Annotated in this window: 24 protein-coding genes and 1 pseudogene; 11 read left to right on the top strand and 14 right to left on the bottom strand. The window is 44.9% G+C overall.

Going from position 1 to position 26099, the window contains the following annotated elements; genetic code table 11:
- Positions 1-126: 126 nt before the first annotated feature.
- Positions 127-1053 carry a transcriptional regulator GcvA gene (gene gcvA / locus R8N47_RS20225; RefSeq protein WP_005375182.1) on the top strand — a complete coding sequence of 309 codons (927 nt, stop codon included), beginning with the start codon at positions 127-129 and terminating at the stop codon, positions 1051-1053.
- Positions 1054-1147: 94 nt separating this feature from the next.
- On the opposite strand, the gene R8N47_RS20220 is transcribed toward gcvA, so the two are convergent.
- Complete coding sequence (locus R8N47_RS20220; RefSeq protein ID WP_031778888.1) at positions 1148-2884, bottom strand: BCCT family transporter; 1737 nt, start codon at positions 2882-2884, stop codon at positions 1148-1150.
- A gap of 319 nt (positions 2885-3203) precedes the next feature.
- Between R8N47_RS20220 and R8N47_RS20215 the strand changes: the two genes are divergently transcribed.
- The 6 genes and pseudogenes from R8N47_RS20215 (at position 3204) to R8N47_RS20190 (ending at position 9081) form a co-directional block, all read left to right on the top strand.
- Positions 3204-4391: an aromatic ring-hydroxylating oxygenase subunit alpha gene (locus tag R8N47_RS20215; RefSeq protein ID WP_005375185.1), complete on the top strand. Its 1188-nt coding sequence runs from the start codon at positions 3204-3206 to the stop codon at positions 4389-4391.
- A 1-nt stretch (position 4392) separates the two neighbouring features.
- Positions 4393-5814 (top strand): aldehyde dehydrogenase family protein, encoded by a 1422-nt coding sequence (locus R8N47_RS20210; protein WP_005375192.1) that lies wholly within the window; start codon positions 4393-4395, stop codon positions 5812-5814.
- A 157-nt stretch (positions 5815-5971) separates the two neighbouring features.
- Positions 5972-6133 (top strand): annotated as a pseudogene (locus R8N47_RS20205) (rubredoxin); the annotation flags it as partial.
- A complete protein-coding gene (locus R8N47_RS20200; protein ID WP_242412963.1) occupies positions 6122-7405 on the top strand; it encodes an NAD(P)/FAD-dependent oxidoreductase in 1284 nt (427 codons plus the stop codon). The pseudogene R8N47_RS20205 and the gene R8N47_RS20200, both read left to right, overlap by 12 nt.
- 12 nt (positions 7406-7417) lie before the next feature.
- Positions 7418-8734 (top strand): NAD(P)/FAD-dependent oxidoreductase, encoded by a 1317-nt coding sequence (locus tag R8N47_RS20195; RefSeq protein WP_005385877.1) that lies wholly within the window; start codon positions 7418-7420, stop codon positions 8732-8734.
- Entirely contained in the window at positions 8731-9081 is a 351-nt protein-coding gene (locus R8N47_RS20190; RefSeq protein WP_017635301.1) for an ethanolamine utilization protein EutQ, read from the top strand. The genes R8N47_RS20195 and R8N47_RS20190 overlap by 4 nt, the downstream gene beginning before the upstream one ends.
- A 226-nt stretch (positions 9082-9307) precedes the next feature.
- Here R8N47_RS20190 and azu read toward each other — a convergent pair whose 3' ends face one another.
- The 4 genes from azu to norR all read right to left on the bottom strand — a co-directional run bounded on the left by azu (position 9308) and on the right by norR (position 13453).
- Positions 9308-9760, bottom strand: a complete 453-nt coding sequence (gene azu / locus R8N47_RS20185) for an azurin (protein WP_005375211.1) — start codon at positions 9758-9760, stop codon at positions 9308-9310.
- 335 nt (positions 9761-10095) lie between these two features.
- Positions 10096-10746 carry an HAD family hydrolase gene (locus R8N47_RS20180; protein WP_054578640.1) on the bottom strand — a complete coding sequence of 217 codons (651 nt, stop codon included), beginning with the start codon at positions 10744-10746 and terminating at the stop codon, positions 10096-10098.
- Between the two features lie 256 nt (positions 10747-11002).
- Positions 11003-11521: a hypothetical protein gene (locus R8N47_RS20175; protein ID WP_054578641.1), complete on the bottom strand. Its 519-nt coding sequence runs from the start codon at positions 11519-11521 to the stop codon at positions 11003-11005.
- 399 nt (positions 11522-11920) lie between these two features.
- Complete coding sequence (norR, locus tag R8N47_RS20170) at positions 11921-13453, bottom strand: nitric oxide reductase transcriptional regulator NorR (protein ID WP_064354899.1); 1533 nt, start codon at positions 13451-13453, stop codon at positions 11921-11923.
- Between the two features lie 190 nt (positions 13454-13643).
- Between norR and norV the strand changes: the two genes are divergently transcribed.
- The 4 genes from norV (at position 13644) to R8N47_RS20150 (ending at position 17748) form a co-directional block, all read left to right on the top strand.
- Positions 13644-15146 carry an anaerobic nitric oxide reductase flavorubredoxin gene (gene norV / locus R8N47_RS20165; RefSeq protein WP_064354898.1) on the top strand — a complete coding sequence of 501 codons (1503 nt, stop codon included), beginning with the start codon at positions 13644-13646 and terminating at the stop codon, positions 15144-15146.
- 8 nt (positions 15147-15154) lie between these two features.
- The gene (norW, locus tag R8N47_RS20160) at positions 15155-16303 is read left to right on the top strand and encodes an NADH:flavorubredoxin reductase NorW (RefSeq protein WP_064354897.1); all 1149 of its coding nucleotides are present in this window, start codon (positions 15155-15157) and stop codon (positions 16301-16303) included.
- A gap of 43 nt (positions 16304-16346) precedes the next feature.
- The gene (locus R8N47_RS20155) at positions 16347-16685 is read left to right on the top strand and encodes a DUF1971 domain-containing protein (RefSeq protein WP_005375231.1); all 339 of its coding nucleotides are present in this window, start codon (positions 16347-16349) and stop codon (positions 16683-16685) included.
- A 184-nt stretch (positions 16686-16869) separates the two neighbouring features.
- Positions 16870-17748 (top strand): NAD(P)-dependent oxidoreductase, encoded by an 879-nt coding sequence (locus R8N47_RS20150; protein WP_005375233.1) that lies wholly within the window; start codon positions 16870-16872, stop codon positions 17746-17748.
- A 195-nt stretch (positions 17749-17943) separates the two neighbouring features.
- On the opposite strand, the gene R8N47_RS20145 is transcribed toward R8N47_RS20150, so the two are convergent.
- From R8N47_RS20145 to R8N47_RS20105, 9 genes are all read right to left on the bottom strand, one after another.
- Positions 17944-19383 (bottom strand): catalase, encoded by a 1440-nt coding sequence (locus R8N47_RS20145; protein ID WP_005385862.1) that lies wholly within the window; start codon positions 19381-19383, stop codon positions 17944-17946.
- 281 nt (positions 19384-19664) lie between these two features.
- Entirely contained in the window at positions 19665-20282 is a 618-nt protein-coding gene (locus R8N47_RS20140) for a glutathione S-transferase family protein (RefSeq protein WP_005375238.1), read from the bottom strand.
- 14 nt (positions 20283-20296) lie between these two features.
- Positions 20297-21331 (bottom strand): NADP-dependent oxidoreductase, encoded by a 1035-nt coding sequence (locus tag R8N47_RS20135; protein ID WP_005385860.1) that lies wholly within the window; start codon positions 21329-21331, stop codon positions 20297-20299.
- Positions 21332-21482: 151 nt separating this feature from the next.
- A complete protein-coding gene (locus R8N47_RS20130) occupies positions 21483-22082 on the bottom strand; it encodes a TetR/AcrR family transcriptional regulator (RefSeq protein ID WP_005385858.1) in 600 nt (199 codons plus the stop codon).
- Positions 22083-22132: 50 nt separating this feature from the next.
- Positions 22133-22453, bottom strand: coding sequence for a N(4)-acetylcytidine aminohydrolase (gene yqfB, locus R8N47_RS20125; protein ID WP_005385855.1), 321 nt, complete (start codon positions 22451-22453; stop codon positions 22133-22135).
- Positions 22454-22520: 67 nt separating this feature from the next.
- Positions 22521-22916 (bottom strand): VanZ family protein, encoded by a 396-nt coding sequence (locus R8N47_RS20120; protein WP_053350073.1) that lies wholly within the window; start codon positions 22914-22916, stop codon positions 22521-22523.
- Positions 22917-22918: 2 nt separating this feature from the next.
- Positions 22919-24226 (bottom strand): oligosaccharide flippase family protein, encoded by a 1308-nt coding sequence (locus R8N47_RS20115; protein ID WP_042521586.1) that lies wholly within the window; start codon positions 24224-24226, stop codon positions 22919-22921.
- An 8-nt stretch (positions 24227-24234) separates the two neighbouring features.
- Positions 24235-25266: a glycosyltransferase gene (locus R8N47_RS20110; RefSeq protein ID WP_064354896.1), complete on the bottom strand. Its 1032-nt coding sequence runs from the start codon at positions 25264-25266 to the stop codon at positions 24235-24237.
- Positions 25263-26096 carry a putative capsular polysaccharide synthesis family protein gene (locus R8N47_RS20105; RefSeq protein WP_005375258.1) on the bottom strand — a complete coding sequence of 278 codons (834 nt, stop codon included), beginning with the start codon at positions 26094-26096 and terminating at the stop codon, positions 25263-25265. The genes R8N47_RS20110 and R8N47_RS20105 overlap by 4 nt, the downstream gene beginning before the upstream one ends.
- Positions 26097-26099: the final 3 nt, after the last annotated feature.

Here is a 26099-nt window from a genome sequence, read left to right as displayed (position 1 = left end):
TCATCTCTATTTTTTATCATTTATAAATTGTCGTTTTTGGGGTGTTGTCCAGAATGGCATTATCCACGTGCAACATAAGATTGCCGGGAATAAAAATAATTACAATACTGCCTTACTGGAAGATACATGAAAATCAAACCCCTCCCACCTTTAAATAGCCTCGTTGCGTTTGAAGCGTCGGCGCGGCACTTGAGTTTTACATTAGCCGCTGACGAACTAAACGTGACCCAAGGTGCTATCAGTCGCCAAATTAGACAATTAGAAGAATACTTAGGCAAGGCTATGTTCACGCGAGCCAATCGAAGCATTAATTTAACGCCTACAGGTCTTCAATATTATCAAGCTGTCAGCCAATCTTTGCTCGATATTGCTCAAATCACGGGTGAAGTGAAGAAGTGGCAGGGCGAACAAAAGATCACGGTTGCGACGACAAATGCAATGGCAGCCTTGTGGTTGTTGCCTAAGGTTGCTCAATTTCAAAATGAACATGATGACATCGATATAAGGATATTGGCCTCAGATAATGTGTTGGACTTACGCCGATTAGATTGCGATATCGCCTTGTTTTATTGTCGCACTCCACCTGCAGAAATGGACGTGACAACGCTATTTTCTGAAGAAGTATTCCCTGTGTGTAGTCCGCTTTATTTAGAGAAAATCGGCCAGCCTAATGAGCCAGAAGAAATCTTCAATAAAACGTTACTCTATCTGGAAGAGTCTCAAAGAGATTGGGTGAACTGGGAGCAGTGGTTTGCGAGTGTAGGATTGCCAAATATTTCGCCTCGTAATCGCATGAACATCAATAACTATCCAATGCTGTTACAAGCGGCAATTAATGGTCAGGGAATCGCGTTAGCCTGGGGGTCATTAGTGGACGACTATTTACAAAGCGGTGCTTTAGTTAGGCCAGTCGAACACGTGCTTTCAACACCTTCCAATTTCTCTATGCTTGAACCTAAAAATAGAGGTTTAATCCCAGCAAGCGTCAAGCGTTTTAGAGAGTGGCTTTTGCAACAGTTGCCAGATGAGGTGGGTGATCGAGGTTTAGCCTAAATCAATAAGCAGAGAAAATAACAGAGTTTGGTCATGTTAAAAAAGCGGGAGTACCAGTTCCCGCTTTGTTTTAATTGATTGATGAAACGACTCACTAACTTAGTACTGGTCCCTGATTGAGTGTGGAATCATCTTTTAGTGAGGATGTTGAAGCAATAGGCTCGGAAACCACTGTTTTGCTTTCAACAAGCGGTTCAACAGGACCATCAAGTTTCTCTTGCTCTGGGTGAACATGCTCTGGAAGCATTGCCCATGGCTTAGGTTCGCGTCGAATACTATGAAACAGCGTTAAGCTCATCACCGCGATAAAAATGGCGATAGGGAAACCGGCAATAATGGAGGCCGTTTGCATTGCTTTTAACCCTCCTGCGTATAGAAGTACTCCCGCAATGGCTGCGATCATGATCCCCCACAATACGCGTATAGAGGTGGGAGGCTCACTGTGCCCAGCGGCATCGAGGGTACATAGAACCAAGGTACCCGAGTCTGCGGAGGTAATGAAATAAGTACCGAGTAATAGACACGCAAGCACGCTAAGTAGTTTACCAAACATACCTGTATCTAGATTGTCGAATAGCGTAAACAAAGCGCGTGTCGTATCGGCTTTAGTCGCTTCAAGAATCGGGCCGCCAGAAAAATCCGCAGGTGGTGTTTGTTTGGCTTCTTGTGCCGCAGTGACTTGCTCTTGATGAGCAACACGAGCGTCTTGCTCTACCTTCAACGCTGCACCACCAAATACTGAAATCCATAAAAACGTGATCAGCGTGGGTACGATTAGAGCACCGCCGATAAGTTCACGTATTGTGCGTCCTTTAGAGATACGAGCCACAAACATGCCAACGAAAGGTGCCCAAGTCATCCACCAAGGCCAGTAATAAGCCGTCCACCAGTTTTGCCAGCCAGAGTCATTCTGTGCATCGCTCCATAAGCTCATACCGACAATGTTTTGTGCATAAAGCCCTGTGCTTTCAAGTAGCGTATTTAAGATATAGCGAGTTGGACCAATGTAAAGTACGACTAGCACGAGTGCGAGTGAAAGCAGCATGTTCCATTCTGATAAACGGCGAATACCTTTTCCTACACCAGATAGCACCGACGCAACCGCACAAGTACAAAGGGAAACGATAATAAAGAGTTGAATCCCCAAACTAATTTCTAGACCAAAGGCTTGATTCAAACCAGAGTTTATTTGGATAACTCCCATCCCCAAGGTTTGAGAGATACCGAAAGCAGTCACCGCGACTGTTAGGATATCAACCGTGTGCCCGATAGGCCCATAAATACGATCACCAATCAAAGGGTACAAGATAGAGCGTAGGGTAAAAGGCAGATCTTTACGGTAGGAAAAGTAAGCTAATGCGAGTGCAACAATGATAAAGACAGACCAAGGATGTAGACCCCAGTGAAAGAATGTCAGTTTCATTGATGTTGTTGCGGCTTCATTGGTCAGGCCTTGAGTAAATGGGTTGTCAGCGTAATGCCACATCGGTTCGGCGACCGACCAGAAAATCAAGCCTATCCCCATGCCTCCGGAAAAAAGCATGGATACCCAAGACAAATAACTAAACTCTGGTTTTTCGTCATCTTTACTCAAACGAATATGCCCATATCGACTAACCATAAGGTAAAGAAGAAAACCGACAACGAGTGAAACAAGTCCGATGTAAAACCACTTCATATTCTGTAGCAAAATGCCGGAAATCGTTTCGAAGTATTGGCCCGCTTGATTGGCGAGAATGGCGCAGAAAAGTACAAAACCGATAACGACGATCTTTGATGCGATTGTCACAGTCGGATTGAGTCCTTTCAATATCCCAGATGTTGCTCTCATAGGCATCCCTCACAGTGCGTTTGTTTTAACGTTATTGTTTGTTGCGTTATTGTTAATTTTTGAAAGAGAGTAGAGAGAGGGCTTTTGTGTTTCAACTGATTAATACTCATCGGTTAATGAGTATTAATCATGACAAGAAGATCATTGTTAATTAAAAGGTTATTTTTTTGTTCGAGATCAATGCATGAATGACAAAAACTCATCCAAGCCCGGCGAAAAAGTCGTTTGTTTGTTGCCGGGTTGTTAATCAAAATTATCTCCACTAACACAACACGATGTTGTACGCACTGGATGCAACTCGACTCTCGGAGATAAGAATATGAGCAATGTCAACCAAACCATTATTCCTGTTGAACTTGTTGATAATGTACTGAACCCAATCAGTGAAGCAACAGGAATGCCGAATCAGGCCTACACCAGCGAAGAGTATTTTACTTTTGAGCGTGATCAGGTGTTTGGTAACACTTGGGTATGTATTGGTTTTGCATCAGACCTGCTTAGAAATGGTTATGTAATGCCACTTGATTTCATGAATCTTCCACTACTCATGATGAGAAATCGTCAAGGTGAAGTCCAAGTCTTCCACAACGTGTGTAGCCACCGAGGTATGAAGCTGGTTCATGAGGCAGGCGAAGTTCAAGGCATGATTCGCTGTCCTTACCATTCATGGACGTACGATCTTGACGGCAATCTAAAAGGCACACCACACATCGGTGGTATCGCAAAACACAAAGATGACCGATTTAAGTGTGAAAAGCACGGCCTTAAGCCACTTCGTTCAGCCGTTTGGATGGACATGGTATTCGTCAACTTATCGGGCAATGCAGAAAGCTTTGAAGAGCATATCGCGCCGCTAGAGCAACGTTGGCAGCAATTCTTAGGTGAAGAAGGATTAGGGCTTCTTCGCCGCGTGAACATGGGTGGCAACTTAGAGATAGAAGTGAAAAGTAACTGGAAGCTTGCCGTAGAAAACTACTGTGAAGCTTACCACTTACCTTGGGTGCATCCGAGTTTGAACAGTTATTCTCGCCTAGAGGATCACTACAACATCATGTTTGCAGAGCGTTTTGCTGGCCAAGGTAGTCTCGCATACAACCTCTCTGATACTGCAGGAACACACTTACCTAAATTTCCAAGCTGGCCAGAAGATAAACTGCGTCATGCAGAATATGTTGCACTCTTTCCAAACGTGTTGCTTGGTATTCAAGCCGATCATGCCTTTGCAATGATGATTGAACCAATCACTGCGAATAAAAGTGTTGAGCACCTACGTGTTTTCTATGTGGGTGATGAAGCAACGAAAGATGAGTTCGCTGCGTGCCGTACTGCTACCGTTGAGTCATGGCGAGTCGTATTCGGCGAAGATATTGGAGCGGTCGAGGGCATGCAGGAAGGTCGTTACTCACCTGGCTTTGGTGGTGGTGTGTTCTCACCAGAAATGGATGTTCCGACGCATTTCTTTCAAACCTGGTTGGCAAAGCAAGTGAAAGCGGCACTGGAGCAGTAATATGATGCATTACCTTAATTATATTGATGGTGAGTGGTGCGATTCAGAGCAAGCGCTGACCGTCATTAACCCTGGCACAGCCGAAGCGTATGCGACGATTGCAGAAGCCACTATCACCGATGCCGACCGCGCAATGGCAGCGGCACGTCGAGTGGTCAAGCAAGGTCTTCTTTCGGACGTTCGTCCAGCCGTCAGAACCGAGTGGATGTTAAAAGCCTCCGCGGCTATTCGTGAAATGGTTGATGAAGGTGGGTTAGTTGCCTGCCGTGAAAATGGGAAATCTTTGCAAGATGCCAAAGATGAGTTTTTAGAATCGGCACGTTACTTCGAATACTACGCTGGCATGGCCGACAAGCTGGAAGGCACGTCAATTCCATTGGGTAAAGATTATGTCGATTTCACCCAATATGTGCCGTTTGGTGTGTCAGTGCAGATTGTGCCGTGGAATTTCCCAGTTTCTATTTGTGCACGCTCATTAGCACCTGCATTAGCTGCTGGTAACGCAGTGGTGATCAAATCGCCAGAGATTTCCCCACTCGCTATGACGTTGTTGATTAAAGCGATTGAAAAAGCGGGCTTCCCAAAAGGCACGATTAACTTGCTATGTGGCAAAGGCTCAGTCGTTGGCAGCCACTTGGTGCAGCATCAAGACGTTGATCAAATTGTCTTTACAGGTTCTGTGCCGACCGGCCAACGCATACTGAAAGATTCAGCGCAACGCGCCACACCATCTGTGATGGAGCTGGGTGGTAAATCGGCCGCTATCGCACTGAAAGATGTGAGTCTCGAAACGCTTTTACAAAGCGTTCAAGTCGGCATTTTCTTTAACGCTGGTCAAGTTTGTTCGGCAATGTCTCGTTTGCTAATTCAAAAAGAGCGTTATGAAGAAGTAAAAGCGGCGGTAGTGGAAATGGCAAAAAGCCTAACTATTGGTCAAGGCGAAAGCCAGCCGGACATCACACCGTTGGTATCGGCTGATCAACAAGCACGCGTGCTTGAAATGATAGAACAAGCAAAAGCCGACGGCGCGAACATCCTAACGGGTGGGTACGCCCCTGATTTGTCAGGTTACTTTGTGGCACCGACGGTGATTGAAGCCTCACCAGATATGCGTATTGCTCAAGAAGAAGTGTTTGGCCCTGTACTGGTAATTACACCGTTTGAAACCGAGCAAGAGGCCGTTGAAATCGCGAATGGCACCGATTTTGGCCTGGTCGCTGGTGTCTTTGGTGAAAGCCTAAACCAAACATTGCGTGTGGCACAGCAACTGCGTGGTGGACAAGTGTTCATCAATGAATGGTTTGCTGGTGGCATCGAAACACCATTTGGTGGCGTGGGCTTGTCCGGGTTTGGGCGAGAAAAAGGACAAGAAGCGATTTATAGCTACGTCCAGACACGCAATATTGCCATTCGTTTGCAGTAAGACAGCAACGTATAGCTACCGTGTAACTGTATTTTCATCACCTCGTACCGGCTTGGATTTCAGACCACAAGCTAGGGCGAGGTTGATGGAATCACAACAAATCTGACAGCGGTTTGTAAACACGGAAATTCTGAACAAGGTAGTTGGAGTATAAGTGATGAGAAAGTGGCTCTGTATTATTTGCGGCTTAATCTATGATGAAGCACAAGGTTGGCCATCCGATGGCATTGCACCAGGAACAGCATGGGAAGATGTACCGGATGACTGGTTATGTCCTGACTGTTTAGTGGGTAAGGCCGATTTTGAAATGATCGAAATCACCGACGATGCGCCACTAGAAGAGGTTGCAGCTGTGTCTTCGGTGTCGGTAGAAGAGTCTGTTCAGCGAAATACGGCTCAGCCTCTTCCATCTGAAGTTACTCAACCTGTATTCTCAAATGACCCTATCGTTATCATAGGTAGTGGCCACAGTGGTTACCAGTTGGCGGCGGCACTTAGAGCACAATCCGAGACGGTTGCTATCACCGTCTTTACCGCTGATGATGGCGCTTTGTACAGCAAACCAGCTTTGTCTAATGCGTTGGTCATGAACAAAGACGGCGACGCGCTGCAAAGTGAAAGCGCGTTGAAGTGGGAAAGCCGTCTCAATATCCGCGTTTACCCGCATACGCGTGTTGAACAGATCGATCGTGCCAATTCAACGCTACATACCTCCATCGGTAAATACGCCTACAGCCGCTTGGTACTGGCAACAGGTGCATCACCGATTGAAATCCCAATTGAGGGCGATCGCTCTTGGGTTATGAGTGTGAACGACTTAGTTGACTACCGCCGTTTCAGATCGGAGCTGCAAGACAAAAAGCGCATCGCGATCCTAGGTGATGGCTTAATTGGCTGTGAGTTCGCGAATGACCTGATCGAAAGCGGTTATGAAGTGACAGTTATCGGGTTGGGTCAATGGCCAATGGAGCGTTTGATCCCGCAACAGTTGGGTGAATCATTACAAAGTGCACTCGCCGAACGAGGCGTGCAATGGGCTCTACAAGACAGTATCGCCAGAATCGAGCCAAGGTCCGAATCCAGTGCGGTTTTACATCTGAACAGTGGCAAGCAGATTGAAGCAGACCTAGTGCTAAGCGCGGTTGGACTCAAACCAAATGTTTCTCTGGCTGAGCGCGCGGGGCTCGAAGTGGGCCGCGGCATTAAAGTGAATCAATTCGGCCAGACGAGTGATGAGAGTATTTACTCGCTAGGCGACTGTGTTGAAACGGAGCAAGGTTGGCAGCCGTATATTGCGCCGATTAATCAAATGATTCCTTCCGTAGCGAAAAGCTTGCTAGGTGATATTACGCCTACCTCTTTAACACCAACTCCAGTGATTGTAAAAACGCCGATTCTTCCACTCACGATTTTCCCGGTAGCCGCTGAAGAACAGGGACAATGGTACATTGAGAACCAAGCAGATGAATTGACCGCTGCGTTTTATTCACCAGAAGGAGCAATGCTCGGTTTTGCGTTGCTAGGAAGAAAAGTACAGTCATTACGCGGCCCTTGGCTAGATCAATTGTCATTGAAACTGTCAGCAGCGTAGCGGAGAAAAAAGATGATTCATTTACCCAATGATGACGTGACGTGTGGTTGGTACCATGCGTTGCCAAGTATTCCAGAAAAATCGGCGTTAAAAGGTAAACAAAGTGCTGACTATGCCGTGTTAGGTGCCGGTTTCGCAGGCCTAGCTATGGCAAGACGTTTAGCTGAACTTATGCCTAATGCACGAATTATACTGATTGATGCGCAACGTATCGGCCAAGGGGCTTCAGGAAGAAATTCGGGCTTTGTTATCGATTTGCCTCATAAGTTTTCACTTGAGCATCCCGACCCTGAGCACAAACAAAAGTTATTGTCGCTCAACCGTTCTGCGATTGCTCAGCTAAACACTTTAGTGTCGAAGCACAGTATTTCTTGTCAGTGGTCAGCAAAGGGCAAATATCAAGGAGCCGTAGGGGCGCGCGGTGAAGCGTATCTCGATCACTTTGAGCACCTAATGAAAGACCTTGGCGAACCATACTTCCATGTTAATGGCAGTGAGCTGGCGAAAGTCTTGGGAACCAACTACTACAGCCGCGCAATTTACACGCCAGGTGGTTATTTAATGCAACCTGCTGCTTTGGTGCGTGGGCTAGGGGAAAGCCTTCCAGAGAACGTCGAGGTGTTAGAGAACTCGCCAATCCGCAAGCTCAGTAAAGAAAACGGTTGCTGGGTATTACATGGAGATAGTGGCTCTGTTGAAACCCCTGAACTGCTGCTTGGGACCAGCATTTTTACTCGGGAGTTTGGTTATCTTAAAAACAGACTACTTCCAGTGATGACGTTTGCAAGCTGGACGCGTCCATTAACCGACGCAGAAATGCAACGATACGGAGGTGAGCTGAATTGGGGGTTAACTCCAGCTGATCATGCGGGAACGACGTTACGTATGACCGCCGATCGACGTATTTTGATCCGCAATACTTACAAACACGTGCCGAAATATGGCTCAAGCATGAACGATAAAGTCAGAGAGCAAATCCGAGACGATCATCGTCAAGTCTTTCTGGCGCGTTATCCCGAGCTGGCCGACGTACCATTTACTCACACATGGGGTGGGGTGTATGCAATCTCTCGTAACTTTACTAACTTTTTCGGTCAATTAGATGAAGGTGTTTATGCCAGCGCTTGTGACAATGGTGTTGGTGCTGCGTGGGGAACCATTTCTGGAACACTGTTAGCTGACTATGTCGTTGGTGCGACATCTAAATCATTGGATGACATACAGCAAGTGACAGGAATGCCTTGTTTGAATCCGCCAGAGCCTTTTTTAGGTTTGGGAGTAAAAACGCGTATCCAATTAGCAAAATGGCAAAGCCGGAGTGAATTATGAAGCCAGTCAAACTTGTTGATAGTAAAAGTCTAGATTTCAATGTTCGTGGTGATACGCCGGGAATGGCGTATGTTGCCAGGGCGTTAAGCCCAGAAATTTCACCAAACATAGGCGTAGGCTTTGCTAAATGGGAAGGCGCTAAAGTGGCTTGGACAGTGCTTTATGATGAGGTTATTTTCGTGATTGAAGGCTGTTTCGAGCTGACCGCAAATGGTGAAACACATTTTGTGCACCCAGGTCAGATGCTGTGGATACCGGAAGGGACTGAATTGGTTTATGGTGGGCATGCTCTGTTCGGCTATGTGGTTCATCCAGGAAACTGGAAAGAGTTACATGGTATTGAATGACTTTTATCATTTAGTAGTGTTTCGGAAAGGCAAAACAAAAATCCGATTTTTACCCATGAGTTTTCGTAAAAGAACTTAATCTCAGTGGAGCAAGGGTTTCTTACTTGCTATGTTTCTTGGTCACGTTTCCAGACGTGTTAGACCTTTCTCAATTGCTATTTTATCTATCAAAAAGGGAAGCCTTGGCTTCCCTATAATGAGTCTTCTTTTGGCTTGGCTGAATCTTTTATTTTAGCTCAAATTTACCCTGCATGATTGCCCAGTGACCCGGGAACGAACAGAAGAATGAATAGTCACCGCCGGCTTTCATTTTCTCAGTACTGAACGTAATGCTGGTGCTTTCACCGCCACCAATTACTTTTGTGTGAGCGTAGACGCGATCATCATTTGGTTTTACGTAGTTATTTTCTGCTCCAGCTGCCATGCCATCAGTACCGACTGCTTGTAGGTTGGCTGTGTCAGAGATGACCACGTTGTGACCCATCGATTGCGCTGGCATCTTACCTGTGTGATTCAGCGTTAGTTTTACCTCTTTACAAGTGGCTGGTACGCTCAATGTTTTAGTAGAAAACTGCATCATATCGTTAGCATCTAATGACACTTCACACTCGGCACTGGCTTGGGCACCAAAGCTCATTCCTACTAATGCGAAGGTTGTTGCTAATAAACGTAAAGACATATAACACTCTCCATTTTGTATTTTAGGCTGACTTGGATTGATCTTATCCAATAGTTCTCATTATCAGCCAATTTTCACTCCAAAAACGTGCTTCAATCGGTATATTGACGTTTTGTTGCAAGCTTGTACTGGTCAGTTCCGCTATTTGATCACTCAAATGCCTTATTTCATGCGATTGCGTGAGTTAAATCAAAAGTCGTGATTAGCCAGAGTTAAGGTGAAAATAATCTCTCTAAACGGGTGGCAGAATTGTTTGGTTTTACGGTATTGGAGAGGTTTCAAGAAAGAAGCTCAGCTAAATTGCTGAGCTTCTAGAGAACAGACGACAAGTAGACCTAGCGAGTTTGCTTTAACGTGTGCAACACATCATGCAGTGAAGGTGCGACGGTATGGCCTAATTGTTTTATTTCGTTGCAAGGCTCAACCAAATCAGGAATTTGATAAGTGATCATGTTCGCTGCTACAGCAGCACGCACGCCATTATTTGAATCTTCAAAGGCGAGACATTTGGTTGGATCTACGCTTAGACGACTTGCTGCAAGCAGGTAGATCTCTGGCTCAGGTTTGCCGTGTGACACTTCACAGCCTGTCGTTAAGTTGTCGAAATACTTGCTTAGGCCCGCTAATTCCAACTTCTTCTGTGCCACTTCTTTTGCTGTAGAAGTGGCGACTGCAATTGGCAACCCTTGGCTTTTCAACCACTCAAGCAGCTCAATCACCCCTTCTTTTACTGGTATCGCTTGGTGCTTAACCACAGCGTCGTAACGGTCGCGCCACTCTTGGTGTAAGCGGTCAAGATCATCTCCATAAGCTTTACGAAAAATCACTTCAATGCCCGCTGCATTGCGACCAATGATTGAAAGATAAACATCTTTATAGAAGGGTAGGTTCTGGGCTTCACATGCTTCTTGGAAAATATGCATACAGACGCGCTCAGTATCAAGGAGCAAACCATCCATATCAAAAATAGCAGCTTGGTAGTTCATTACATTAAGACTTTTTGGTTGGGATGGCGCATTTTGACACAAGCAGATCGGTTTTTCTTCTAAAAATTAGAACTTGATTTTGATCCTATGAGTTCACATTGCCTTTGAACACACTATACACAGAGTCTATAAACTAGGTGTGAAATATAATGTTTTTAAAATTAGAAAAATTTCAGTTAAATAGATAAAACTCTATCTTAATATAAGCTAGAGTTTTATTAATATCCTATTGTTATTTTAACTATTGAATGATTTATTAATAATAAAATAATACCAAGTCACGATTGTTTACGACTGCATGAGTGTACCAGCTCTTGACTTCAGATATTTGTTGCTCTGATAAGCCTCCGAAGTCAACGTTATCTTGGTGAATATCTTGATTTTTTATCATAAAAACAACAGGGAAATCGTCAGGGAATGGGAATTTTATAGGATAATCGGTATTAGTGAATGGAATATCGCAGAAATCGTTTACATCGCAAGGATACCAAGAGTTATTGGATAAGTAATAACCAGTTATCTTACATATAGCTTCAAGCAAGTAAGCATAGGCGTAACCCAAGTGACTGTATTTTATCTCTTCAGACAACATTTGCATAAGAAGCTCTTCAGCTCGGATGCTTTCGCCACTACTTTCCAGCATTTCATTAATCGCCTTAAAGGAGTCTTGACACCTTTCCATGATGGCTTTTTCTAGCTCTGGATTACGCTCATTCTTTAGTACGTTAAAAACCTTTTCAGTATCTAATGAATATACTGTCGCCCCATATCCCATATTTTATTCTCCTCACTTTTATACAGTTAAATTCATTTAAGTGTTTTTTATCGAAGGGATTATATTTTGATGTTTTTTGAAGGTAAAGTGTATATATAGAGGTTGTATTTATTATGATGAACTTTGAAAGTTTAAATTCTTAAAATAAATACTATATATTTAATTTTATTAGATCTAGCTCATAAAAATACCTTAACTATTATTGTGTTTATTGTTAAGGGTTATTAAATCTGTGAGGTGGTTCAAGACAATAAAATTTAGAAGAAAATACCGTCAAACTTAGGTGGCTATTCTATCTGAGCACTCAGCCCACTACTTATGGTGGGCTGAGTGCGCGGTTGGGCATCAGGCACATTATTTGGCGATGAATATGCCATATTAGGTGATATTCGTTAGTGTCTATTTTATCCCTAGGCGTTTTGCTAAGCGGTGTAAATTACCGTTATCTAATTCAAGCTGACGTGCCGTTGCTGCCCAGTTGCCTTGATTCTCTTCCAGTGCTCGAACAATCATCGCTTTTTGGAAGGCATCTGTGGCAGGCTTTAATCCACCTTCTGGTAGCTCAAGCTGAGAGTTTTGCTCCGTTTCTTCAACATTCTTGATGTTCTGATTCGGCGTTCGAATATCAAAATCTTGCTCAACCAACTCAATGTCTATGGCGTGAGTACGTGCTTTTGCCAAAACACCGGCACGTTTAATTACATGCTCAAGCTCTCGCACGTTGCCTGGCCATGAATAGTCTTTGAGTGCTTGCACTAAAGTGGGGGACAAACGAATGCTGTTCAATCCCAATTTGCTTCTTAAGCGTTCGGCAAAAAAGCCTGCGAGTAATACCACATCGTCTTCACGTTCACGAAGAGGTGGAACATGAAGCGGGAAGACACTTAAACGATGATACAAGTCGGCTCGGAAGCGACCAGCAGTCACTTCTTCATGCAATATGCGGTTAGTGGCGGCGACAATGCGTGTGTTGACTCGAATATGACGGTCATCACCCACACGTTGAATGTCGCCGTATTGTAGAGCTCGAAGTAACTTGGCTTGCAGCTCTAACGACAGTTCGCCGACTTCATCCAAAAACAGTGTGCCGCCGTCGGCTTGTTCGAACTTACCCTTACGATTACTGATTGCGCCTGTGAATGCGCCTTTGATATGGCCGAACAACTCGCTTTCCGCGACTGACTCCGGCAGCGCCGCACAGTTGAGGTAAACCAAAGTATTGCTAGAGCGGCTAGAACGATGGTGAATAGCGCTGGCAACCAACTCTTTACCTACGCCCGTTTCTCCCATGACCAACACAGACAATTCAGTATCGGCGACGGCATCAATCTGCTCTTGAAGATTCTTCATACCCTGAGAGTTACCAATGATTTCGTTACTTAAGGTGCGTTTCTCGGCGTAAGAATCACGTGGCAGGCTCGCTTGCGTCTCTAGTTGTTCTAGTAGGAGTGCAGTGTGTAGGCCACCTGCTGCCAACGCGCTGACAAAACGTAACTCTTGGTTGCGTAGCCCATCAAATTGGTTGGGATCGAAGGCGTCAATCGTAATGGCACCAATCAGTTGATCGTCGATCAGTAGAGGTAAACCAATGCAGGAATGGACATGCAGTTTGTCATCGTGGTTTGGAATCAAGCCGTCGTATGGATCAGGTAAGTCGCTGTCAGAGGGAAAGCGCACGATGTCGCCTGCTCGGGCAATGGCTTCTAACCTTGGGTGCTGCTCAATGGAGAAACGGCGTCCAAGCACTTCTTTCGCCAATCCATTGATCGCTAAAGGTTTAAAGTGCTGGTCTTCATACAAAAGAAGGGCTGAAGAGTCACACTTCAATACATCTCGAATCGTGGTTAATAACGTATCGAAGCGAGCCTGTTGAGTGAGCGCCGAGTTAAGGTCTTGCGTGATGTGTAGCCATTGCGCGATTAAAGAAGTCATAGCCAATACCGATTGTGTCAATATGACTATTGTAGTGTCTTGATGACAATTTTCAACTGTGTCTAAATGACACTTATTAAAGTTGGATTTTAATTAACGTGTTGAAATATATAGCAATTAAAAGTTGGCACGCCCGGTGCAATACAAGAAGAAATTATTTTTGTTTATCCCGTCATTCAAGGTAGTAATTATGACAATTCACGTAAAAAACAACATTCACTGGGTAGGTCAACGCGATTGGGAAGTTCAAGACTTCCACGGTACAGAATACAAAATGACAAAAGGTACCAGCTACAACAGTTATCTAATTCGTGAAGAGAAAACCGTATTGATTGATACGGTCGATCATCGATTCAGTCAACAATTCATCCAAAATTTAGAAATGGAAATCGACCTTAAGTCTATCGACTTTATCGTAGTAAACCATGCAGAAGAAGATCACTCAGGCGCATTGTCGGCATTGATGGAGAAGATTCCGAACACGCCAATTTACTGTACAGAAGCGGCGATTGATTCGATTGTGGGTCATCATCACCATCCTGAGTGGAACTTCAAAACCGTAAAAACGGGCGATAGCATTGATATTGGTAACGGTAAGCAATTGGTCTTCGTGGAAGCGCCGATGCTGCATTGGCCGGACAGTATGATGACTTACCTAACGGGCGATGCAGTTTTATTCAGTAACGACGCATTTGGTCAGCACTACTGCGATGAACGCTTATTCAATGATGAAGTGGATCAAAATGAGTTGATGGAACAGTGTTTGCGTTACTACTCAAACATCCTAACGCCATTTAGCAGCTTGGTAACCGCAAAAATCAAAGAAGTGCTGAGCTTTAATTTGCCTGTCGACATGATCGCTACGTCACACGGTATTGTATGGCGCGATAATCCAGTTCAAATCATCGAGCAATACTTAGCATGGGCAGACAATTATCAAGAAGATCGCATTACGATTTTCTACGATTCTATGTCAAACAACACCCGAATGATGGCCGATGCAATCGCGCAAGGCATTCACGATGTCGACCCTGGCGTGGCGGTCAAAGTCTTTAATGTCTCTAAGCATGATAAGAATGAAATTCTCGCCAATGTATTCCGCTCAAAAGGCATCTTGGTTGGTTCGTCAACCATGAATAACGTCATGATGCCGAAGATCGCAGGCATGCTAGAAGAAATTACCGGTCTGCGCTTTAAAGCGAAGAAGGCCGCAGCATTCGGTAGTTACGGTTGGAATGGTGGCGCGGTGGATCGTATCCATGCTCGATTGACTGACGCAGGTTTTGAAACCGCAGTGAGCTTGAAAACCAAATGGCGACCAGATGGTAAAGCGATGCGTGAATGTCGCGAACATGGTCAGAACATCGCAAAATTGTGGGCAAAGCATGACCTGACAAGTCCTGTTATTTCTCCTGCGATTACTGCATCTGTACCACAAGTTCAATCACAACCCGTTGCGCCAGTGACAACACCAGCGGTAGTAGATGCTGCTCCTAGCAACCCTAGTACTGAGGCGCATCCCGCAGATTGTCAATGCATGGTTTGTACGGTTTGTAATTGGGTATACGACCCAGCTAAAGGCGAGCCTAACCAAGGTGTTGAACCGGGTACAGCTTGGTCGGAAGTGCCAGATTACTTCTTGTGCCCAGAATGCCATTTAGGTAAAGACGTTTTCGTTGAATACAACGGTTAGGAGGGAATATGCAAGCACCTATTGTGATTATTGGTAGCGGCTTTGCGGCTTACCAATTGGTGAAAACAGTGCGTCGAATGGACGCACATATTCCGCTGCAAGTGTTTACTGCTGATGATGGCGCGGAATACAACAAGCCCGATTTGAGTCATGTATTTAGTAACAAGCAAACTGCCCGAGACTTGGTAGTTAAAAGTGGTGAGGCGTTTGCACAGGAACACAACATCGAACTGTTTGCCCATACCAAGGTTGAGCATGTCGACGTGCAAGCTCAGCAAGTGGTCGCCAACGGCCAAACCTATCCTTATTCCAAACTGGTGTTTGCGACAGGCGCGAAAGCCTTTGTGCCGCCAATATCTGGTGGTGCAGCACCTGAGGTGATAACGCTGAACTCGCTACAAGAATATCAATTAGCGGAAGAGCAAATTAGCCGCGCGGAACGAATTCTAGTAATGGGTGGTGGTTTGATCGGCGTCGAGATCGCCATGGATCTCGCAACCAGTGGTAAAGCCGTTACGGTGGTTGAGCCAAATCCCCGTTTGCTCGCTAACTTGATTCCTGAATTTGTTGCATTGCGGCTGGAGAATCAACTTAAGCAGCAAGGTATTCAACTTGCCTTAGAGACTGGAGTTGTCGCGATCAATCACTCGGATGATTCGCTGGTGGCAAGCTTGAGCAAAGGTAAGGAAATCGAAGCCGATGTAGTGATTTCAGCTGCGGGTTTACGTGCTAACACTTGGTTAGCGAAGGCTTGTGGGGTGAGCGTGAACAAAGGCATCGAGGTGGATGCTCGATTACAGACATCAGCAGCCAATGTGTTCGCATTAGGCGATTGTGCTGAGATCCAAGGTCGAATGATGCCGTACCTCCAACCGATCGTGCTAAGTGCCAATGCTTTGGGCAAACAACTACTGGGGCAAGAAGCAGAGTTGAAACTACCGCCCATGATGGTAAAGGTCAAAACGCCGAGCTACCCAATTCAATTGGCAGGCGATTTTAGTTCGGTGACGAACTGGAGCGTGCAGATTTCTCAAACTGGCATTGCCGCGAAAGCAGAAGATGAAAATAGCCGACTCATGGGCTTCGTTGTGACGGGAGAACAAGTTACGCAAGCATTTCCATTACTTCGAGAGTTGTCTCAAGCCGGTCAGGCTTAACCGATTTAAACGAAAAGAATTGTAATTGAGAGAGGGTATCATTATGTCGCATCTACGAATTCCTAAAGACTGGACTGTTCAACGTTCAACACCTTTCTTCACTAAAGACAATGTGCCACCAGCGCTACTGACTCATCACAATACCGCTGAGGGAGTGTTTGGACAACTGTGCGTCATGGAAGGGCAAGTGACTTACTACGGCTTTGCTGATGAAAATGCCACAGAAGCAGAAGTAGTGGTGGTGATTAATGCAGGCCAGTTTGCTACAAGTCCACCGCAGTACTGGCACCGCATTGAGATGAGCGATGATGCTCAGTTCAACATCAATTTCTGGTCGAACAAGGACAAGAGTGGGCAAGCGATGTTCCACGCTAAGCAGTAGTGAACCTTTGTAAGTGCTTTGACTGTTACGCTAATCGTCAAGTAAAGGGGTGTAGAAGGCGCAATAAACGGACTGCAATGCAGGATCATCGAGACCGAGGAAAGAGAAATCACGAGTAATGATTTCAATTCTTTAGTAGCATGTTACGAAACATTTCAGTCAGGTGAACTAAGGGAAGCGTGCAATGGAAAAACAACGAGTAGCATTTATTGGTCTGGGTGTGATGGGATACCCAATGGCTGGTTACCTAAGTAAAGCGGGCTTTGAAACCAAAGTATACAACCGCACAAAAGCGAAAGCCGACAAATGGGCTGAAGAATACCAAGGCGTAGCTTGTGAAACACCACGTGAAGCGGCAGAAGGCTGTGACATCGTTTTTACCTGTGTGGGTAATGATGATGACGTTCGTAGCGTTGTTTACGGTGAAGAAGGCATTCTGGTCGGTTTGAAAGCAGATGCAGTGTTAGTCGATCACACGACGACTTCTGCAGACCTAGCGGTTGAGCTGGCTGAAGCGTGTGCTAAGTATGGTAATCACTTCATTGATGCGCCAGTTTCTGGTGGTCAAGCGGGCGCAGAAAATGGTGTTCTAACCATCATGTGTGGTGGTGAACAAAGCATTTTTGACCGTGTGTCTCCGGCGATGGATGTGTACGCGAAGCAGATGACGCTACTGGGTGAAAACGGTCAGGGTCAACGCTGTAAGATGGTAAACCAAATCTGTATTGGAGGCGTTTTACAAGGTCTGAGTGAAGCTTTGTTGCTGGCACAAAAATCAGGCTTGGACATCGCTCAAGTTGTAGAAACGCTTAAGCATGGCGCTGCAGGTTCTTGGCAGATGGAAAACCGCGCAAATACAATGGCTGAAGACAAGTTCGATTTTGGCTTCGCTATTGATTGGATGCGCAAAGACTTAGGTTTCTGTCTGCAAGAAGCTGAGCGAGTGGGTCTAGAACTTCCACTGACTAAGAAAGTGGATGAGCAATACGCAGACCTTCAACGTGATGGTTTAGGTCGCATGGATACATCAGTACTGATCAAAGCGGTCGCTAAAAATCAGTAGTTGATGAATCAGTAATAGATAAACAGTTCTTTGGTATTAAAGAGCTTAAAGAAATCTAAGTTAATCATAATGAACCTCCTTGAGCATGGTTTATGACTTGTGATTAAGGATTAGTGATTTGAAATCAGGAGGTGCTGTAGAGCACCTCCTTTTTTTCGTCTTTAAATCACACAGTGTAATGATTACAGCGTTCGCTTACTTGTTTAAGCCTAGTGCAATTTCAAGACCTTTGCCGTACGCCTCGTCCGCTTGGTATGCGTGTTGAACGTGGCGCTGTTGGATGAACTCTGGTACACCGTCCATTGCGCGAGCTGTGTTATCGAGCAGAGTTTGACGTTGCTCTTCGCTCATCAGACGGAATAGGTCACCCGCTTGGCTGAAGTAGTCTTCGTCTACACGATGATCGTAGTGATCAGCGTTGCCGTTGATGCGTAGAGGTGGCTCAGAGTAATCTGGTTGCTCTGCCCATTCTTGTTTGTAGTTTGGTTCGTAACCTAGTGTTGAACCAAAGTTGCCATCAACGCGCATTGCGCCATCGCGGTGGTAGCTGTGAACAGGGCAACGAGGTGCGTTCACTGGGATTTGATGATGGTTCACACCTAGACGGTAACGCTGAGCATCGCCGTAAGCAAACAGACGACCTTGTAGCATTTTATCTGGAGAGAAGCCGATACCAGGTACAACTGCTGCTGGGTTAAACGCTGATTGCTCAACTTCTGCGTAGAAGTTTTCTGCGTTACGGTTCAGTTCGAACTCACCAACTGGGATCAGTGGGTAGTCTTTTTGAGACCATACACGTGTTAGGTCGAATGGGTTGAAGTTGACTTCATCCGCTTCTAGCTCAGGCATGATCTGTACGTACATCTTCCATTTAGGGAAGTCTTGACGCTCAATCGCTTCGTAGAGGTCACGGTGATGGCTTTCGCGGTCTTTACCTACGATTGCTTCTGCTTCTTGGTCAGTTAGGTTTTTGATGCCTTGCTGAGTTTTGAAGTGGAATTTCACCCAGTAACGCTCGTTTTCTGCGTTGATGAAGCTGAATGTGTGGCTACCAAAACCATGCATATGACGGTAAGAAGCGGGGATACCACGGTCACTCATTACGATAGTCACTTGGTGGAATGCTTCTGGTAGTGATGTCCAGAAATCCCAGTTGTTGGTAGAGCTACGCATGTTAGTGCGAGGGTCGCGTTTTACTGCGTGGTTTAGGTCTGGGAATTTTAGTGGGTCACGTAGGAAGAATACTGGTGTGTTGTTACCAACCAAGTCCCAGTTACCTTCTTCAGTATAGAATTTTAGTGCGAAACCACGGATGTCACGTTCTGCGTCTGCTGCACCGCGCTCACCAGCTACGGTAGTGAAGCGAGCGAATAGTTCTGTTTTTTTGCCGATGTCAGAGAAGATCTTAGCGCGAGTGTATTTTGTGATGTCGTGCGTTACTGTGAACGTACCGTAAGCACCAGAACCTTTTGCGTGCATACGACGCTCTGGGATCACTTCGCGGTCAAAGTGTGCCAATTTTTCAAGGAACCAAACGTCTTGTAATAGTTGAGGGCCACGAGGACCTGCAGTCATAACGTTTTGGTTATGTGCGACAGGGCAACCTGCTGCTGTAGTCAATTTCTTGTTTGTCATTTTTCTTCCCCCTCCAGGGTTCAATACCTTAGAAACTGTAGAGGAGGTTATTACGGAAAAGCTGGGGGAGAAAACTGATATTGCTTATCAATTCAATAGATGGTGACTATGGTCGAAACTATATTAGAATCAGAAATTTACTACATTAGCTTGATTGACATAACAATCGACGTTCTCGAAAGCGATTGACTGGGGGGAGCGCTATCCAGTTAGCGTGTCTACGATGTTAGTAATATCGCCCCTTAAATGAAGTTTTACGCGTCATCAAAGGGGCGAAGTAATTAAGAGTACTTCACTTCAAGTTGTTCAGCTTTTGCAAATGCTGGGTGTGTCGCGAGCTGTTTCCCATAACGTTCAATATTAGGGAAGTGATTAACTAAACCAAACTTTTGAACCAATTCGACAATGAAAGACATCATGATGTCTGCGCCAGTCAGACGCTCTTCTACTAGGTAAGTTTTGCCTTCTAAAGATTGCTCGAAGTAGCCTAGTACATTCATTGCTTCCTTGTCGGCATAGCCTGATAAAAACTGAGTTTCATTTGGCTCTTTGCTTACGAAGATTTTTAGCAGCATAGGTAAAATTGCAGAGCTTTCTGCAAAGTGCATCCATTGCAAATATTCTGTGTGTGCTTTTGTACCACGCTCAGGAGCAAAGGCTCCGTCACTGTATTTCTCAATCAAATATTCGGTCATTGCACCTGACTCAATGATAATCTCGCCGTTATCTTCAAGAACAGGTGACTTCCCTAATGGGTGAACACTTTTTAGTTCTGGCGGTGCCATGAAGGTCACGGAATCACGGACATAGGGTACAATCTCGTAATTTACATCTAGCTCTTCAAGTAACCAAATGATGCGCTTTGAACGAGACTGATTGAGGTGGTGAAGTTTAATCATTTACATATCCCTTTTTATAATGGGTCGTTAATCTGTACTACAAGTTTGCCGAAATTCTTACCTTCCAACAGACCGATGAATGCTTCTGGCGCATTATCCAGTCCTTGTACTAGATGTTCGCGGTATTGGATCTTTCCTTCTGCCAACCATTGATTAATATCTTGCGCAAATTCACCGTAACGATGTCCGTAATCATCAAAAATGATGAAGCCTTGCACCTTGATTCGTTTGGTCAGGAGCTTACCCATTAGTAATGGAAGGTGGTCGGTACCTTCAGGCAGCTCTGTCGCGTTGTACTGAGAAACCAAACCACAAAGTGGGATACGCGCATTTGTATTCAGAAGTGGCATTACAGCCTCGAATACTTTGCCACCTACGTTTTCGAAGTAAACATCAATACCTTTGTCACAGGCATTTTTCAGTTGTTCTGCAAAATCTTCAGCTTTGTGATCAATACACTCATCGAAACCAAGCACCTCTTTAGCGTAACGGCATTTTTCGTCTCCGCCTGCTATACCAACAACTCGGCAACCTTTGATTTTACCAATTTGACCAACTGTTGCGCCTACAGGCCCCGTAGCAGCTGCTACCACGATGGTTTCCCCTGGTTTTGGCTGACCAATGTCGAGTAAACCCATGTACGCGGTAAATCCTGGCATACCTGCAACGCCTAGCGCGTAAGAAGGATTTTGCGGTTCTTTACCAAGTTTAATGACCATCTCACCAGTTGAGATAGCGTAGTCTTGCCAGCCAACAGTGTAGGCAAGAACCCATTCACCTGCTTCGTAATCTGGGTGGTTTGATGCTTCTACCTGACAAACTGTACCACCGACCATTACGTCATCAATTGCAACAGGGTCAGCGTATGATTCGGCATCACTCATGCGACCACGCATGTATGGATCTAGAGATAAATAAACCGTTCTCAATAGCATTTCACCCTCTTTCGGAGTCGGTTTCGTTACCTCTTCTAAACGAAAGTTTTCTTGTGTCGGTGCACCATGGGGACGTGACGCGAGTACTATTCTGCGATTTGTTGCGTTAGTCATATCTATCTCACTTGTTGATTAGACCGGTCGTCTAGTATTCATTTCAAAATATCCCGCTTATGTAAAGCGGGAAGGTTTACTGTGTTAACACTGACGCTTTTTCTGACAGTGAAACGTGTGTAGGGTGTTCATTCTGCTTCCACGCCGCCTGTTATGGACAAGTGCGCGTATTCTGCAGTAAGTGTTGAGTATAGGTCAGACTTTGCGTCAATGCTGCCTGATCTTGATAAAGTTTGTTCAGCAAGCTAGCGCCATTCCAAAGGTAGTATATCTGCCTTGCTAATAACGCACTGTCACCATTGGGGATTGAGCCATCTTGAATGCCGATGTCTATGCAATCCGCTATCGCTTGAATGGTTTTGTCTGCTCCTTGGCGTAATGCCAAGCGCATTGACTCAGAGAGATCGGAGACTTCTGCACTTAACTTGACCAATAAACATTTGTTCGCATTACACACGTCGTCTTCTACTTTGACCATTTCTTCGAAATAGCTCATTAGGCGTTGGTAGCCACTCAGTTCAGTATTGGTAAAGCGTGCGTTTAAACGCTCAAAATACTTAGTAAAGTAGTCTTGAATCATCGCTTCACCAAATTGTTCTTTGGACTTGAAGTAATGATAAAACGAGCCTTTTGGCACTGCGGCCTTTTTTAACAGCTCTGAAAGACCAACACTCGTGAACCCTCGGTTTACGATCAACTCGTATCCGACGTCGAGAATATGTTGGCGTGTGTCATTCGTCTTTGCGTTCATGGAGTGTACTATAGAATGAATTAGACCAGTCGTCTAGTGTTTGTTGTGGGTTATTTAATCAGCTCATACTCAATAACAAAGAGCGTGTCGGTATTTGGGTAGATTTCTCGAATTAACTGCTTGAGTTTTGGTAGTTCGATGGCTTCTTGTTCCGCATGAAACTCATTAATATCTTCAAAGTGAAGTGGTTCTACAGAACGTATCTTGATATCGCAGACTTTACGATCCGTTTCTAAGGTAAAAACTTCGACTTCTGTATTGGGAACGTAATGGCTTTCTGATTCATCTCGAATCGTTATCGTCTTTTTGCCTGACGTGATCAACGGGGTTAAGAATTCAAAAAAAGTAATCTTGGTTGGATGAGATGGCATGATGTACTCGTTAGTCTGGATGTTTGGCGCAATTATATACCCAAATCCCCCAGAGATTCCTGTATTACTAGAACGATCGAGTGCGGATGAAGCGAATTAACTTGGCACTAAAGTAACCTGAGATAACGCCTATCCAGTTGGTGCTGAGATCATCAAAACTAAATGATCGATTTGGAATAAAAAGTTGGCTTATTTCTTCCATTGAAACGATAGCCAACAGCAGTAGCAAAAGACGAATCCCAAAAACGTCGGTTTTATTCGAGCTCACCAGAGAAGGGAACGTGAAAACCGATAAAAAGCCGATCAATAAACTGAAAGTAAAGTGAAGCGTACTCGATCCGCCTAAGTAGGTTTCCATTTGCAGGTAAGCAGTATGGTGTAGGTCAGAGCTTTTCCACAAAGAGAGTGAAGCGGTTAGCATCAGGACTAAAACAAAACTCGTGCGTGCCAGTATTAAAGCCATAATTAACCTATTGGAAAGAAGCCTAAGTAACGTTTTACAAAGTACAGTGCAGCTAAATTCTGGATAGCCATGCCAATTGCCATTGCCCACGCTGCACCAATCACCCCAAACATTTGGCAAAGCGTAACAAGTAGGCAGATAGACACCGTACCGGAGGAAATTGTAATGTATTTCATGGTTCTCTCATGACCGCTCATTAATAATAAAAACCCTACTGAACCAGTCGCAACATTGACTAACTGCCCCAGAGAAAGGACGACTAATAGTGGCGCCGCGGCGAGAAACTCCTCACCAAAAAACTGCATTACAAACTCGGGGAAGAGGGTGCAAATAACTACGGGTACAATCGCTAAACCAACATTGGCTCGGCACGCCAAGCGGCTCAGGTTCTGCAGTTTGAGCATTTGACGCTCTTTGTAGAGAGAGGCAAACATCGGGGCGACCACAAAGTTAATGGTAATCAGCACAAAGCCAATCAGTAGTGATGTGCGTTGGGCTGCGGCTAACAAACCGATTTCCGCTGTTGAGATAAAAAAGCCCGCAATAACAAGGCTTCCCCATTGAAGAACATTCGTGAAGATACTGCCAACCCAGACTTGCTTGGCAGAAGCGACCATTTTTTTGTTTGGTACGAAAGCCGATGTTTGATATTGATCTGAGCCAAGCCAATTGGCACTAGATATGACCGCGACACCTATGCTCGCTAAAAGCAGTGCGGTCATTAGATTGTTGATATTTTGCTGACCGATATAGTCTAGGGCAAAGACAAAAATGACCATCAACATGCTTACCCCAAGCTGCAACGCAAACAGAGATGATACAACTTTTCTACATGCTTGAAGCACCCGACTGTTGGTTTGCGCAAGCACCAAGAAAGGTATGCAAAGCAAGCATAAAGTAATCGCATACATTGGTGATTGAGTCTGGTTTAGCTGTTCTGGAAACAGATTAAACGCTGCCAACAAAACGCCTATGGCGAGCAAGCAAAATGCCATACTTCGATAAAGTGCGGTTTTATAGTTTTGGCTTTGTTCAAGCTTCTCTTTGTTATTAAAAGCGATCGCATTGTAACGAACTAACGAGACATCAAAACCTAGCTGAGAAACGATGGCGAGTAGCGAGACTAGGTTGAATAAAAAGAAGAATTGACCGGCCGTCGAAGCGTCACTGGTCTTCGATACAATCAGAGTCAGTAAAAAAGCAAATAGCGCACTCAACACACGCGTGATTGCGGTTTTTAATCCAGTAGATAACAAGCTTTTTTTACCGCTGGGCATCAACAGTAATTTTTGTTGAACAGTGTGAAACATAGGGGCATTTAACCGTAAATATTATTGAGTGCGAGGCGCTGCTTTTCTTCACTGAAGGCATCGTTTAATTCTGCTGTATATTGGCGAAAATCGATCTCTTCATAATGATTGACACAATGCGCGATCTGCTTGGCCATTTCTTCAGGTGTGAGCGCTAAAAACGGGTAGTTGAGATCTTTGGTTGCGCCGATGGTCCGAATAACCATAGGAAGATGTAACTTGGATGCTTCTAGAATGGTTAACGGCATCCCTTCCCATGCTGCAGTGTGTAGATAAAGGTCTGAACCTTTGAGCTTTTCAACTACCTCATCGCGAGGCAGCATACCCGTTACATCCACATTTTCAGTACGTAATTTCTGTTCGAGTACTTGGTCACCGCCACCTATCCATGTGATCTCTATCGGGCGGTTAAGCGCATACCGATTAAGGAACTGCAATGTGCTGATAAGAAACTGAGGATCTTTTTGGGGCGCGACACGGCCAAGTACAACGAGCTTCAGGGCTTCTTGCTTGTTTCGCTCTATACGATCTTCACTTTGATAAGACACGTAGTTGTTGAGCAGTTCGGCACGTTTCGCACCAATGCTAATGGCTAGGTCACACTCTCGTTGGCTACAGCCTGCAACCACATCAATTTTGCTCAGTTTTACTTTCTCTAGTGCTTTATAGATCTGGCGTGCAAGCTCTGAGATATCTTCACGTTCGAAGGCATAACAGTGCGGTGTGTAAACCAAGCGTGCCTTGCCAAGCTTTAGAAATCGGCCGAGAAATCCCGCTTTACTCGAGTGCAAATGCACGACGTCGGGAGCAAGTGATGCAATCATGTGGTTTGCATCGCGAATAAATTGAAGCAAGCCGCCTTCTACCCACTTTGTCTGTACGAAAATGTGGTGGTTGTTCTCATTGGTCAAGTCGTTTTCTCGGGCTCTGGCTAGCAAGAAATGTTGATAAGGCTCGTCTCTGGATGAGTGAACATAACTATAGAGGGCGGTTTGAACGCCACCTCCAAACGCTTCTGTAACATGGAGTACTTTCTTCATGATGATTTTGTCCCTGGTGTTTGCATCCATTTGTGTTTAAAAGCATCACGCTCTTGCTCTGAATAAACGTGGCGATACAAGGGAAGATCGTACATATAGAACAGTTTTGAGAAGTCGTAGTGATTCTTAAAGTGTTGGTGGATATTGGAGTACCACTTGTTTTTCGCTTCGTTGCTGTTTTTCAGTACGAAGTCTTGCAACTCAAGAAACTCACCGATTTCTTTATCAAGGGAACTGAGCTGTTCGCATTTGATTAGCATGACGTTGGCCTGATCGTTCTGGAATGTGAAGAAAGGTTGAGTGTTGTCCAGCTCTTGGCGCATCACATCGATATTGAAATTACGCTTTAACTCGTTGTCGAACCAGTCCGCAAAATAGTTGAGATTGATATAGTTATCAAAGCAATGCTCGAGGTGCTGATACGTGACTTCCATATCTCGGTGAATTGCATCATTCTTTTTGCCTTCGATAAATTGCAAATGGAGGTCTTGAAAGAAACGAGAAAAGACAGTTGCGATTGGATCGCGGACCAGCGTAACGATTTTAATCTGCTCGCGTTTTTGTAAGATACGTTTTCGCTGCTTGAGCACTAAGCGATAGAGTGCGCGGTTTCGGAAGTCGAAGAATTTACTCACGTCTTTTTTATTGTGATACATGTGAAATTCTTCGTGATCATCAAAGGTGTGGATGTGATAGCTCGGGATATTTTTCTCCCCTAGCGTGTGCTCAATTGATGAGGAGCCAACTTTGCCCATTTGGTAAACTAAAACAAAATTATCAGCTTGGAGTTCTCGGTTCTTTTCAAATTGTCGAGAGATTGAATACTTCATCTA

The organism is Vibrio sp. 2132-1 (assembly GCF_033344315.1).
Note: the sequence above shows the minus strand (reverse complement) of the source record. Positions and strands in the feature narration are given on the sequence as shown.